The 14,346-nt window shown below is 36.3% G+C and carries 13 protein-coding genes and 1 other RNA gene; 13 read left to right on the forward strand and 1 reads right to left on the reverse strand.

Features of this window, described 5'->3' with window-relative positions; translation table 11 throughout:
• Positions 1-237: 237 nt before the first annotated feature.
• The gene (locus ACFIJZ_RS03510; RefSeq protein ID WP_375631063.1) at positions 238-801 is read right to left on the reverse strand and encodes a c-type cytochrome; all 564 of its coding nucleotides are present in this window, start codon (positions 799-801) and stop codon (positions 238-240) included.
• 104 nt (positions 802-905) lie between these two features.
• On the opposite strand from ACFIJZ_RS03510, the gene ACFIJZ_RS03515 reads away from it, so the two are divergent.
• From ACFIJZ_RS03515 to ybeY, 13 genes are all read left to right on the forward strand, one after another.
• A complete protein-coding gene (locus ACFIJZ_RS03515) occupies positions 906-1,637 on the forward strand; it encodes a 3-deoxy-manno-octulosonate cytidylyltransferase (RefSeq protein WP_375631064.1) in 732 nt (243 codons plus the stop codon).
• Positions 1,634-2,497, forward strand: a complete 864-nt coding sequence (locus tag ACFIJZ_RS03520; RefSeq protein ID WP_375631065.1) for a prephenate dehydratase — start codon at positions 1,634-1,636, stop codon at positions 2,495-2,497. The genes ACFIJZ_RS03515 and ACFIJZ_RS03520 overlap by 4 nt, the downstream gene beginning before the upstream one ends.
• Before the next feature lie 537 nt (positions 2,498-3,034).
• Positions 3,035-3,442, forward strand: coding sequence for a hypothetical protein (locus ACFIJZ_RS03525; protein ID WP_375613320.1), 408 nt, complete (start codon positions 3,035-3,037; stop codon positions 3,440-3,442).
• Positions 3,443-4,952: 1,510 nt separating this feature from the next.
• An RNA gene (ffs, locus tag ACFIJZ_RS03530) (signal recognition particle sRNA small type) lies at positions 4,953-5,050 on the forward strand.
• A gap of 223 nt (positions 5,051-5,273) precedes the next feature.
• Complete coding sequence (locus tag ACFIJZ_RS03535) at positions 5,274-7,214, forward strand: DNA polymerase III subunit gamma/tau (protein WP_375631066.1); 1,941 nt, start codon at positions 5,274-5,276, stop codon at positions 7,212-7,214.
• 14 nt (positions 7,215-7,228) lie between these two features.
• Positions 7,229-7,552, forward strand: coding sequence for a YbaB/EbfC family nucleoid-associated protein (locus ACFIJZ_RS03540; protein WP_375631067.1), 324 nt, complete (start codon positions 7,229-7,231; stop codon positions 7,550-7,552).
• A 30-nt stretch (positions 7,553-7,582) separates the two neighbouring features.
• Entirely contained in the window at positions 7,583-8,188 is a 606-nt protein-coding gene (gene recR / locus ACFIJZ_RS03545) for a recombination mediator RecR (RefSeq protein WP_273790577.1), read from the forward strand.
• 49 nt (positions 8,189-8,237) lie between these two features.
• Positions 8,238-9,266, forward strand: a complete 1,029-nt coding sequence (locus ACFIJZ_RS03550) for a YeiH family protein (protein ID WP_375631068.1) — start codon at positions 8,238-8,240, stop codon at positions 9,264-9,266.
• A 713-nt stretch (positions 9,267-9,979) separates the two neighbouring features.
• A complete protein-coding gene (tsaB, locus tag ACFIJZ_RS03555) occupies positions 9,980-10,666 on the forward strand; it encodes a tRNA (adenosine(37)-N6)-threonylcarbamoyltransferase complex dimerization subunit type 1 TsaB (RefSeq protein ID WP_375631069.1) in 687 nt (228 codons plus the stop codon).
• Positions 10,666-11,157, forward strand: coding sequence for a ribosomal protein S18-alanine N-acetyltransferase (gene rimI, locus ACFIJZ_RS03560; protein ID WP_273790580.1), 492 nt, complete (start codon positions 10,666-10,668; stop codon positions 11,155-11,157). The genes tsaB and rimI overlap by 1 nt, the downstream gene beginning before the upstream one ends.
• 31 nt (positions 11,158-11,188) lie before the next feature.
• On the forward strand, positions 11,189-12,565 hold the full coding sequence (gene miaB / locus ACFIJZ_RS03565) for a tRNA (N6-isopentenyl adenosine(37)-C2)-methylthiotransferase MiaB (protein ID WP_375631070.1): 1,377 nt from the start codon (positions 11,189-11,191) through the stop codon (positions 12,563-12,565).
• 159 nt (positions 12,566-12,724) lie between these two features.
• Positions 12,725-13,825 carry a PhoH family protein gene (locus ACFIJZ_RS03570; RefSeq protein ID WP_375631104.1) on the forward strand — a complete coding sequence of 367 codons (1,101 nt, stop codon included), beginning with the start codon at positions 12,725-12,727 and terminating at the stop codon, positions 13,823-13,825.
• Positions 13,826-13,844: 19 nt separating this feature from the next.
• A complete protein-coding gene (ybeY, locus tag ACFIJZ_RS03575; protein WP_375631071.1) occupies positions 13,845-14,312 on the forward strand; it encodes an rRNA maturation RNase YbeY in 468 nt (155 codons plus the stop codon).
• The last annotated feature ends 34 nt before the right edge of the window (positions 14,313-14,346 follow it).

Below are 14,346 nucleotides of genomic sequence, written 5' to 3' on the forward strand. Positions count from 1 at the left end.
ATTACATAATTATCGCATTCAGAAGCAGAAAGTTGCGGCTCATGAATTGATAATCCTTCAGCAATAATTTCACAGACAAGTATATGTAGAAAAAGTGAAGCAAACAAATCTTGAAAACCAATCTGCAGATGACAGCGTAAAGAGTGCATTTTTATAAAAGAGCTCTTTTTATAAAACCGTGAAACTAAAATTACAAAAAGTCAGACTTCTTTCTAAAATTAACATCTATGGTATAAGTTAATTTGGCTCGTTCGTTTTATTATTATCCATTGGTAAAGGAACAGGATGATCGGATAAACTGCGTAAATAAAGCAAAAGATCGGCACGATCTTGATCATTTTTAATTCCACGAAAAGACATAATGGTCCCAGGAAAAGCTTCACGTGGAGAATGTAAATAACGATCTAACGTTACAAAATCCCATTTTTGATCAGAATGAGCACGTAATGCCCGTGAATAAGCAAAACCTGCTGCTGATGCCAAAGGGCGGTTAACAATCTCCCAGAGGACTGGACCAACACGCCCTGCTGCATTGCGTCCAGATGTGTGGCATATGGCACATTGGCGAAAAACTTTACGGCCATTTTCAAAATTGCCTTGTTGAAGGCGGCTATTTAGTGATAGGGAAACATCAGGTGCTTTTTGTTTTTCTTGAAATATATCATTCTTGGCAACTGTATGATGATATTGGACTGATGTAGGATGATCGTAAATTATATTGCTGAGTGTGGAAATCCCCACAACAGCGACCAGCACACATAAACAAGCACAAATAAAATAAATAAATCTCCGGCGATTCATAAAAACTCAAATGTTCACGGTTTCATTACCATTTTTAGTTTAAGCTTTTTCTTTATAACACACAACATCATAAATGCATCACAGATGACATTTGGAATCTTACAATGGCTCTTGAACCAATTATTCTTATTCCTGCCCGTATAGGCTCAACCCGTCTTCCTCAAAAAGCTCTCGCTAAAATTGGCGGAAAACCGATGATTGTTCATGTCGCAGAACAAGCTAAAAAAGCTGCAATAGGACGTACAATCGTTGCAACAGATCATAATGATATCGCTAAAGCTGTTGCAGATTATGGACATGAATATATCATAACACGAGGTGATCATAAGTCTGGATCTGATCGTATTTATGAAGCTTTAATGCGCATTGATCCGGAACAACGTTACAATGCCATTTTAAATATACAAGGTGACTTACCAACAATAATGCCTCGTGAAATCATTCGTGCGCTACGCCCTTTAGAAAATAGCTTTACTGACATTGCAACCTTGGGCGCCCAAATCATTGAAGAAAATGAAACAAGAGATCCCAATGTTGTCAAAATCATTGGTACACCGCTTTCTCAAAATCGTCTTCGTGCTCTTTATTTTACGCGCGCCACAGCACCCTATGGAGACGGTCCTCTTTATCACCATATTGGAATATACGCCTATAGGCGCGAAGCACTTGAGAAATTTGTATCATTCAAACCCTCACCACTTGAGAAACGTGAAAAACTTGAACAATTACGTGCATTAGAAAACAACATGCGTATTGATGTGGAAATAGTCGATACAATTCCCTTAGGTGTAGACACACAACATGATCTCGATAGAGTTTGTGAGATTTTAGCATGAAAATACTTAAAAAAACCAATAAAATTTCTTTCCAAGGAGAATACGGCGCTAATTCCCATATTGCTTGCTCCAATATGTTCCCCAATATGGATGCTGTTCCCTCTGCTACTTTCGAAGACGCCCTTAATTTAGTGGAAAGCGGGAAAGCTGATCTTGCTATGATCCCTATTGAAAATACCCTTGCGGGACGCGTTGCAGACATTCATCATCTTTTACCGCTGTCATCTCTTTATATTATTGATGAATATTTTTTACCTATCCATTTTCAACTCATGGTTTTACCCAGCGTTACACATGACGAAATTAAAACCGTCCACAGCCATACGCATGCCCTTGCACAATGCCGAAAAATCATACGAAACAACGGTTGGAAACCTGTTGTTTCTGCTGACACCGCTGGAGCTGCAAAATTTATTAAAAAAAATGCTAAACGTTCACAGGCTGCCTTAGCACCTTTAATCGCAGCAGAACTCTATGGACTTGATATTCTTGAAAGAGATGTTGAAGATAACCCTCATAATATTACCCGTTTTGTCATCCTTTCACGCTCCAAACGACATGTCCCCAAACCTCAAAATGGCGAAAAAATCATCACCAGTCTTCTTTTTCGAGTGCGCAATGTCCCCGCTGCTCTCTATAAAGCTATGGGAGGATTTGCAACGAATGGTATCAATATGACAAAATTAGAAAGCTATCAAATTGGTGGAAATTTCAATGCAACACAATTCTTTGTTGATATTGAAGGGCATCCTGAAGACCCGATGATGAAACTTGCCTTAGAAGAATTATCTTTCTTTTCTGCAGAACTGCGTATCATCGGTACTTATCCAGCACAAAACGATCGAACATCGTATATATAAAAGCAATTAGGCTGCTATCATTCTTTGCTGATATCAAAGAGCATCGTAAAAATTTCATAATGCAACGTATCTTGAAAGAGCTCGTTTTTTTCTACTCAACACCCTTCATAAACACTGAAGAAGAAAAAACGGCTCATAAAAGAATATATAAATTATTTCCATAATATTTTTTCACAAATTATATCATGATAAAAAGCACTTCAACTTGTATAAAAACCAGTGTAAAAAAACACAGTAACCAAAAATAAAAACGCTTGTACCATCTATTTCCCTTTATATATTCAAAGAGAGCTTCTTGAGAAAAGTCATTTCCTCTGACAATATTCCAATAAAGATAACGAACTTATAAATTAGCTCTCAAAACAATTCAAATTATTATACATAATAGAGCATTCAAATCTCTTAGATTAATGTCATTCTAAACATGGTTTAAAGCTAGAAAATGCAACTTAGCCCTGATTTTAGCGTTAAGTTTGAGCTTTTATCTTTATAAAAATTGATTTATGATTCACCTCACTTTAGAAAAAGGAGAGGATAATGAAAAAAATCTTCATGCAAGGATTATTAGCCGCAAATATTCTCGCCTACTCTAGTGGTGCGTTTGCTGGCTTTGGTGAGAGAAAATGGAATTTTGGGCTGGATGAAAGTGTTGTGATCATCCCATCCGATACAATCCATCAAGGAGCTGAATACTCTTGTAGTATCTTTGAACCAAAGAAAGTATCCTTTACTTTATCGTACTCTACCCCTTCTGATTTAAACAAATTGAGAATTGCTGTTGATGATGAAAAGAAAATAACCCATGATAAAGAAAAGAAGATCTTTATCCTAAAAAATATAAAATCTCTTCATATAAGTTTTCCTTCGTCAGGACATTATATTTTTAAAAATATTACGAAGAAAAAAGTTGTTGGAACAAATTGTGACACAGGAGATTATGATTAACAATATTTCTATAACATCTAAATTTTAGTAGATTTATTTTTTTTTCAGTTATTTTTTTCAAAATACAGCATAATGAGCCATTAAAACTTATCGCTGAAGAGGTGTTTTTATCCTAATATGGCAAACCTTAAGTTGCTCATAAGGTTAGATATTAAGGAACTTTTGCGAAAACTAAAAGACTAAATTTAAATTGTTCTGGATTTTCTACTATCAGAGCTATTTTTTTAATAAGAATATGCTTCTCTCTTCGCAACTGCTTCATTTTAAGTGATATAAAGCACATCGTACCCAAATCACTTAGATAAACGGAAAAGTAAAATTTGCTCTACAGATGCATTCCTCACTGCACTTTAAGTCATACTCATTCAGCTTTTTATAAAAATTATCTCGCTTTTCCCTCCTTATTAAAGAATATATTATTTGAAACTATAAAATGTCGCTTATATCGAATAAGAACCATTTTTATGCTTATAAAATCAGTATCCCCTTATTTCTATAGCGTTGAATGTTGCATCTCCTCTTGTATGAGTACAGCCCCTTAAAAAATATATGAAATCTTTTCTCAAATAATGAAACTTCATATATTGACCCACCTTGTGATGAACATCAATGTTTTTTAATTAAAAGAACAAGCACGCAAAAAAAGAGCGATAACATCTATTCAGTATTTATATATTTATATTATGTTAAAAGAGGTGGTGCTCTTATAAGATATTTAAGATACTGGCTTATCATTATACGACTTTGATTTTCTTACACTGAATTAAAACCACGAATAAAGTAAAATCCTCCCATCTTAAATCTCATATTGAATCCATTAAAATCGTTTCCTCGAAAGTTACAAATGGGATTGGTGTGTGAGTAAAAACGATTAAAAAAAGGAATAAAAATGCTTCTTATAAAGCCTCTCAAGTACAAGGGATCGCAACATTGGGAGTTGTTAAATAGCATGAGGGCTAAAATTTATACTTTGTATTAAGCATAAAGAGGGTAGCGCAACTATAGATTTATAACTCAAGGGAAGCATGTATACTATTATGAGTGGCGTTTGAAATATAGTTAAGAGTATTGAGCAATCGCTCTTTCAAAAGCCTGTGAATGTATAACATTAAATGTATAAAGCAATATTTTATAATTCTTTAAATAGCACTCTTCCCCCCTGACTTTCGAATGTTAGCCAATTACATGATCTATCTGCTTTATTTGCTTCTTTGACTGTTGTAAATTTTTGATGATTCAATTTCGTAGTTTTAGAACAGATGTATCTATCCTAAAACTCTTACATGTTTCAGCGAATGAGAATAATTATACATTCAGACTATCTTAAGCGAAAAAATATTTTCATACCAAATAAATATGAAGAGCTACTGCTATAAAAACTGGTAAATCCACAATCTCTTTGTTGTTTATATGTCAATAAATTAAACGCAAAGGAAAATTCTTCGTCGTTCTTAGGATATTTTTCGTTTCTGATCTTGATTTTTCATTCCAAATCGACAATATGAGCTTGGGAGGTTGGTGGTGGACGAACTACTCGCCAACTGGGTCAGGTCTGGAAAGAAGCAGCCCCAACGAGTTCTGGTACGGGTCATCGTTCCAACCTCCTATTTTGCTGAAGAAATTATTTTTTATGCTGTCTTTTAGCGAGGTATTTTTAATCTTCAGAGCAGCATTTGTATGCAGCAAATAAAGGGGTTTTGTTATTTTTAAACAAATTGTCCCATAAATAATTTGATTAAGAAAAAATCCTTTTATATGAGACTACAGTATTGATCTATGCTTTTGTATTATCAAAATGTACGCATAAAGAACTTCGAAGTTGGAAATACTCATGGAAAATTTACCGGTAGAAACAGCCTATCGTGTTCTTGCTCGTAAATATCGACCAAAAAACTTCTCTGACCTCATTGGTCAGGAAGCTATGGTGCGTACTCTCACCAACGCCTTTGAAAAAGGTCGTATTGCACAAGCGTGGATGTTAACAGGGATTCGTGGCGTAGGTAAAACCACAACAGCACGTATTTTGGCACGTGCGCTTAATTATAAAACAAAAGATATTGATCAACCAACAACCGTATTGGACTCTCTTGGAGAACATTGCACACAAATTATCGAAGGACGCCATATTGATGTTATAGAAATGGATGCCGCTTCTCATACGGGCATTGATGATATTCGTGAAATTATTGAACAAATACGCTATCGTCCTGTTTCTGCACGCTATAAGGTTTATATTATAGATGAAGTACATATGCTCTCAACACAAGCCTTTAATGGTTTATTGAAAACTCTTGAAGAACCACCGTCCCATGTGAAATTTATTTTTGCCACAACAGAAATTCGCAAAGTTCCTATTACAATTCTTTCGCGTTGCCAACGTTTTGATTTGCGACGTATTGAATCAAAAGCTTTGAGTGCACATTTGCGTCAAATTGCGAAATATGAAAAGGTAGAAGTAGAAGATCAAGCACTCTCTATGATTGCCCGTGCTGCAGAAGGATCAGCACGTGATGCATTATCCATTTTTGATCAAGCAATCGCCCATAGCAATGGCAATGTTAATGCTATTGCGGTGCGTACAATGTTAGGATTAGCGGATCAAGCACGTATCATTGATCTTTTTGAATTTATTATGAAGGGCGATGTTGTCAATGCGTTACATGAATTACGCAGTCAATATGAAGCAGGTGCTGATCCTCTTACTATATTGACAGAACTAGCCGATTTTAATCATCTGGTCACACGTTTACGTTTTACACCAGAAATAGTGGAAGATTTTTCTCTAACTGAAGAACAACGTTTAAGAAGTTTAGACTTTTCAAAAAAACTTTCCGTTCCTATTTTATCCCGAAACTGGCAAATGTTACTCAAAGGTTTACAGGAAGTTAATCAAACTGCACGTCCTCTTCAAGCCGCTGAAATGCTTTTAATTCGTCTTGCTCACACGGCTGACTTACCAACTCTTGATGAGGCTTTAAAAAAGCTTACGCAAGAAAAAACGCCTCTCACACTGGTTAAAAACTCTTCTCATCAAGAATCTACAAATGCAAATAATATAACAAAAGAAACAATGATCGGAGCCCATGCTTCCTCGAGCGTTTCAAATACATTACCCGATCAATCAGATTTAAAAAGCTCTTTGAAAAACCAATTAGATCATTCCTTACAACCGGAAAATTTAGTTAAAAATCAAAACTATGACAAAATCAACGCCCAAGAAGTAACAGAAATTCTAGAAACTTCTCCATCTACTGATCTTTCTGAAAAGATTGTAAATTTATCGCATTCTGTCACGCAAACAACAGAAAAGATTACTGAACCTAAAACTCTCGTGATTAATTCTTTGCACGATATTGTTCAATTAGCCGAACAGCATAATGACACTCCTTTCAAACTCCTTATTAAAGAATTTGTTCATCCTGTTTCTTTTGAAGCTGGGCATATTACCTTAAGACTTTCTGAAAATACCCCACAATTTCTTGCTCATGATATAGAAAAAAAGATATCTCAATGGACAGAAAAACGCTGGACAATAACTTTTGTTAATGAAGGAGGTGGCCCAACCTTACAGGAGGAAAGTATAGCGATTCAAAAGACTCTTTTTTCTAATGCAGAAACAGATCCTGATATTGCGAAAATCCTCAATCATTTCCCAGAAGCAAAAATTGTCGATATTCGACTCAATAAAGAAGAAAATGATCTTGATTTACTCTCCAATACCTTTAAAAATGCTGATATTTTTAAAAATAAAAATGATATCAATGATGAATAAGGATACCTATTCCTATGCGTGAAATGATGAGCATGATGAAAAAAGCCAAAGAAATGCAAGAAAAAATGCAGAAGATTCAGGAGGAAATAGCTAATCTGCAAGCTGTGGGCACTGCAGGGGGTGGTCTCGTCAATATCACTTTAAATGGCAAAAATATTATAACAGCAATTCAAATTGATCCTTCATTACTCAAACCTGAGGAAGGTGAAATTCTTGAAGATCTCATTATGGCAGCTTATAATGAAGCAAGAACAAAAATCGAAGTTGCAATAGAAGAAAAAACCAAAAGTATAACGGCAGGGCTACCACTCCCATCAGGTTTCAAGCTTCCATTTTAATGAAACGGTTTTTTCCCGTGAGACAAAAATATGTCTAAATACATTGCAGGACCTGAGATTGAACGTCTCATTCAGATTTTATCACGGTTACCAGGTCTTGGTCCACGTTCAGCGCGTCGTGCTGCGCTTCATCTTATCAAAAAAAAGGAGACATTGCTGGAGCCTTTGGGAGCGGCTATACAAGCAGCTATCGAAAAAGTCGGTATTTGTTCTGTTTGTGGAAATGTCGATACCATTGATCCTTGTTCAATTTGTACAGATTTGCGCCGCGATGATACAACAATCATCGTTGTTGAGGATATTGCTGATCTGTGGGCCCTTGAGCGCGCAAAAACTTTAGCCGCACGTTATCATGTGTTGGGTGGACGCCTCTCCCCCTTAGATGGAATAGGTCCTGACGAACTCAACATTGCCACCTTAATACAGCGTGTTGTACAAAACCCTATTACGGAGATTATTCTTGCTGTCAATGCGACTGTCGAAGGTCAAACAACTGCTCACTATATCACTGATCAGCTTTCTAATTTTCCAGTTAAAATTACGCGACTTGCTCATGGTGTTCCTGTAGGAGGTGAGCTTGATTATCTTGATGATGGAACTTTAGCAGCAGCTGTACAAGCAAGAACAAATCTTTAAAACTTTTTCTTCTTAACCTTTAGCTCTTTAATGACGGGGGAATATTAAAATGATAAAGAAAAATCTCTCACTTTTAAACGACTTTGGTCCTGGTATTTTAGTATGTTTACTCATATCAGCCTTAGCTTATGGCTTAGAAGTTGTAGAAAAACAGTTTTTCACGGAAGCGTGGCTTGAAAGCCTTGTTTTGGCAATTCTTCTAGGATCAATTATCCGTAGTTGTTTTTCTTTGCCAACATATTTTCAAAAAGGTATCACCTTTTGTGCAAAAACACTTCTCGAAATTGCTATCGTTCTTCTAGGAGCAAGCATTAGCATTAACGCAGTCCTTTCAGCTGGTTGGAATTTGCTTGCTAGTATCATATTCGTGATATTCGTAACGATTATCCTGAGCTTTGCCATCGGCCGACTTTTCGGGCTTTCTACACATTTGGCAATGCTGGTCGCTTGTGGGAATGCTATTTGTGGCAATTCAGCTATTGTCGCCGTTGCACCTGTTATAAAAGCAAAACATGACGATGTAGCCGCGTCAATTGCCTTCACTGCTCTTTTAGGAATTCTTATTATTTTATTTCTACCCTTTTTACATCCATCTCTGAATTTGTCATTTAGCCAATATGGTGTGCTTGCTGGCATGGTTGTGTATGCTGTACCACAGGTTTTAGCAGCAACAGCACCTATCTCTTTTCTAAGTGTTCAAATTGCAACAATTGTCAAATTAGTACGGGTTCTCATGTTAGGCCCTGTTATTTTTACTCTATCAATCATTTATCGCCGATCAGTAGAAACACGCTTGCGTTTACATACCCTCGTCCCATGGTTTATCATTGGCTTTATTATCATGATGCTTGTTCGCTCAAGTGGTCTTATCCCTGAAAAGGCTATCAATCCCATCAAATTTATTGCCCAGTTGTTTACTGTTATCTCAATGGCTGCACTAGGATTAGGTGTTGATATCCGATCACTAAAAAAAGCAGGATGGCGCGTCATTTTGGCTTCAACCTGCTCCATAATTATTCTCGGTATTTGTAGCCTTATTATGATACAATTGAATGATTTAAATCATATAACATTTTAAAATGTGCATTGATTATTATTTTTTCAACGTAGTATGCAATCAACCCAAAGTCCTCATTATTATTAAAATCAGTTCTTTCATAAACCAGAAAAAGTTCTAAAATATTGCCCATTATTCTATACAAAAAATTGAAAGAGCTGATATTTAAGTGAAAACTGTCAATTTTGCTTTTCAGTCCATAATGATTTGCAACGGGGTAGTATCAAAATACGTAACTCATACAAAACAATACCATTTCTTTCATCTGCTCTCATTACGCTGAGGTTTTTATACAAAGACTGATAAAATATATTCTTATTTGGAAAAAATGTGAGGTCATGACTTTTCCTCTTTTAAATTACTTTTACTTACTATGTGATACAAGTGGCATTAACGTACTATTTGATAGCTTAAAAGTTGTGACAACCCTTACATTTAAATGATTCGTGAAAGGAGTTTTGATTCATACGCTAACTCCGCTTGTAATATACAAGCTAATAAATTTAATTGTTTCACCATAAGTAAATTTAAAATAAGAGAATCTTACAATACTCAAGGTACTCATTCAAAAAGTGAAATAATAAGGATTAAATTAACATCTCGTTCTATCTCATAAAAAGATATTGTTGCTTATTGGCACTAGTAACTTTCTTACAAATGAAATATACGATAATGAAAAGATTAAAAATACAGCAGGACTTTTATTTATCGTTTTATTCAACTAAAATATTTTTATGCTTATCCTTGCTATAGATACTGCTTCAATTTATTGTGCTGTTGCGCTTATTCGTCATAAATCTGTTATTGCGCGTATCAATGAACGCATGAACAAAGGACATGCCGAAAAAATTATTGGGCAGATTACACAAATAATGAAACAAGCCAATATGACGCTTGATCAAGTTGAGCGTATTGCTGTCAATATTGGACCTGGATCATTTACTGGTGTACGTGTCGGTGTTGCAACAGCACGCGCTTTGGCATTAGCACTTGAAATACCAGCTGTTGGAGTGAGTGCTCTTGAAGCGTTAGCAGCACAAGTCATAAACAGTAAAAGTACAGTATCGGCAATTACTGTTGTCATTGAAGCAGGGAGAGGAATGTTCTACCATCAAAATTTTCATAATGATCTCACACCTTTGGGAGAGCCGGGATTAAAAACAATTGAAAATATCCTCGAAGATTTGCCCAAAAAAACCCGACTGACTGGCCCAGCTGCTGATGTCGTTATGGAACATATTAAAAACCATAAAATACACGAAAAAATTGTCCTAGAAAAAATCCCCTGCGAAGCGGCCGATATTGTAAACTATGCTTATCTTGCTGCAAACAAACAATCAAAAAATTCGCCTCGCCCACTCTATCTACGCAGCGCTGATGCAAAACAACAAACCAATTTTGCTTTGCCACAAAAAAAATAATGCCCAAATTTTCATTGACAAAAAAGATTTTTGGAATTGCTCCGCTACAAGTTAATGATAGTGCTTCTCTTCATCAAATTCATCAACATTGTTTTACCCCTTCTTGGGAAAAACAAGCTTTTGATAATTTCTTAACAGATCACTCTATCTTCGGATACAAAGTTTTTCTCATTGATCGCTCTGATCAAATTTTAGGCTTTTGCCTATGCCGTCTCATCCTTGATGAAGCAGAAATCATCACAATTGCTGTTCATCCTCATTATCGTCAACAAGGAATTGGTACCTTTCTTATCGATCGTACAGTTCACCATCTTCACGACAAGGGCGCTATAAAATTATTCTTGGAAGTAGAAGCCACAAATCTTTCTGCTTTGAACCTTTATCAACGCTTTGAATTTCAAAAAATTTCTGAACGTCTTGCCTACTACGCGTCAAAAAATGGTCGTGGTGATGCAATTATCATGCAAAAAACTTTTAAGCAAATAGATTGAGATTTGTGTAAAAAACATTTACACATGCGCTATGAATAAAGTAAATCCTAAAAATACGCCTCCTGTTGCTCCTAAAAAGGTTTTTATCAAAACCTATGGATGTCAAATGAATGTTTATGATAGCCAACGGATGACTGATAGCCTCAGTTCGCAAGGCTATGTGACAACACAAATTCCCAATGATGCCGATCTTATTCTTGTTAATACCTGTCATATTCGTGAAAAAGCAGCAGAAAAACTTTATTCTGATCTTGGTCGTTTGCGCGTTATGCGTCAAGAGCGCACACCTGATAAACCCCTGATGGTTGGTGTAACAGGTTGTGTTGCACAAGCTGAGGGAAGTGAAATCTTGCGCCGTGCTCCAACAGTGGATCTTGTTATTGGTCCGCAAATGTATCATCGCTTGCCAGAATTGTTAGAAAAAGCAAAACAAGGAAAAAAAATTATCGAAACAGACTATGCTGTTGAAGATAAATTTGCTCATTTGCCGCCCCATAATAAACATGCGGTAAGAAAACGAGGTGTTAGCGCATTTTTAACAGTACAGGAAGGTTGCGATAAATTTTGCACTTTTTGTGTTGTTCCTTACACACGCGGTGCTGAAATATCACGGTCTGTCGAGCAAATTACCGAGGAAGCCCGCCAACTCATCGAAGCGGGTGTCAAAGAAATTACGCTGCTTGGACAAAATGTCAATGGTTGGCATGGACAAAGTGCTGATGGCAAAACTTGGCGTCTTGGCGATCTTCTTTATCATCTTGCAAAACTCAATGGGTTAAAGCGTTTGCGTTACACAACCAGCCACCCACGTGATATGGATGATAGCCTTATTGCCGCGCATCGAGATCTTGATATGTTAATGCCTTACCTCCATCTTCCTGTTCAATCAGGTTCAGATCGCATCTTAAAAGCCATGAACAGACAACACAAAAGCTCTCATTATCTTCATCTTATCGAAAAAATTCGAAACGCACGGCCAGATATTGCCTTTTCAGGCGATTTTATTGTAGGGTTTCCAGGAGAAACAGATGAAGACTTTGAAGAAACCATTAAACTTATTCAACAAGTACAGTACAGTTCAGCTTATTCTTTTAAATATTCCCCCCGTCCTGGAACAGTGGGAGCCACAATGAAAAATCATGTTGATGAATCTGTAAAAGATTCCCGACTTCAACATTTACAAGCCCTTCTCCTTGAGCAACAAAATGCGTTTTTGCGTTCTAAAATTGATCAAAAAACGAACGTTCTCATCGAAAAACCTGGACGTCACTCAGGGCAAATGGTAGGGCGTTCCCCTTGGCTTTTACCTGTTGTTGTCGATACAGAAGCCTCTACAGGTAGCGTGATAGAAATTCATATTAAAAATGCAAGCTCAAACAGTTTTGTTGGTGAAGTGACAAATAGATAAACATGCCTCTAACACCTTGTTCAAAAATAAATATTTTTGAAAACTCTTTTATTTTAAAAGAAAATGATTACATCTAAAGCGTGCACTTTTTGTAAAAATTGTCTTTTATAAAGTTTACTTAACAAAATGTGCAATATTTATGTAGATATGGAGAATAGGCTGAAAGCTTCAACCGAAAAAATAAAGCGTATTAAAGAAAAAGTAAATATGTCCCTTGAAAAGGCTGATACCTTGAAACAAACAAGCGCTTCAGATCTGAGCCAAGTTGTTTTGATTTTCGAAAATAATAAATATGCAAAAGCAGTTTTTGGTAAATTTGACGAAAATCTCGCTTATATCGAAAAAAAACTCGAACTTAGTATTCATCCGCGTGGTAATGAAGTCTTAATCCGTGGAAATATTTCTGTTATAAAACATGCGCAATATGTATTGCAGCAGCTTTATGAACGTGCCAAAACACATCAAGAGCTCACTTTATCAGATATAAAAGGAGCGATTGCTATGGTAAATATACCAAAGAAGCAGAAAGAAGACACAATAACACACAAATCTGCAACGAAACGTATACCAGCACGGTTGAGTACCCATAAAAAAATAATTCATGCAAGAACTCCAACACAAGACGCTTACATAAGCGCTATGGAGCATACTGAACTTGTGTTTGGTGTAGGACCAGCAGGAACAGGAAAAACGTATCTTGCTGTTGCTCATGCTGCAATGCTTCTAGAACGTGGTATCATTGAGCGAATTATTCTCTCACGTCCAGCTGTTGAAGCTGGAGAACATCTTGGTTTTCTTCCCGGTGATCTCAAAGAAAAAGTCGACCCATATTTACGACCACTTTATGATGCTCTTTATGATATGATGCCCGCTGAAAAAATAGAACGCATTTTAGCTTCTGGTGTCATAGAAATTGCTCCTCTCGCCTTTATGCGCGGACGAACACTTGCCCATGCTGCTGTTATTCTTGATGAGGCACAAAATACTACCCCCATGCAAATGAAGATGTTCCTCACACGTCTTGGAGAAGGAACGCGTATGATTGTTACCGGTGACGTAAGCCAAATTGATTTGCCTACAGGGCAAAAATCAGGTCTCATTGAAGCAATTCGCATTCTTTCAAATGTAGAAAATATTGCAATTGTGCATTTTGATGAAAAAGATGTTGTACGCCACCCACTTGTTGCTGCTATCGTTCGTGCTTATGATCGTGATTCCGAAATACAAAATAAAAAAAATCATTCGCATGCGATGCATTAAAAAATGAATTTGATTCGTCATGATTATTATTGATATAATGATTAAAAGCGCAGGGTGGAATGATGAGAAAATGCTTTATAATATCACTGAAAAAGCATTAATGGCAACTATGCATCATGTTTCATTGGAAAATGTTGTAAGCGAGATTAGCCTGCTTTTTACGGATGATGAACATATGGCACAAATCAATGCACAATGGCGCAACAAAAACAAATCCACTAATGTATTATCCTTTCCTGCTTTTCCACTTAAAGCTGGAAATCAACCTGGTCCCATGCTCGGTGATATTATTATTGCCCGAGAAACTGTTGTTTTCGAAGCAGAGAACGAAGGAAAAACATTTCAAGATCATTTAACGCATATGATTGTTCATGGTATCTTACATCTGCTTGGTTATGACCATGAAACTGATGATGAAGCATATAAAATGGAAAAGCTCGAAAGAGAAATTCTTCAAAAGCTTTCCATAAAAGATCCTTACGCATAATTGTCTATCAATGATAAAATTTAACTTTTAAAAT

It is taken from the genome of Bartonella sp. CL70QHWL (assembly GCF_042194855.1).
Taxonomy (GTDB): domain Bacteria; phylum Pseudomonadota; class Alphaproteobacteria; order Rhizobiales; family Rhizobiaceae; genus Bartonella.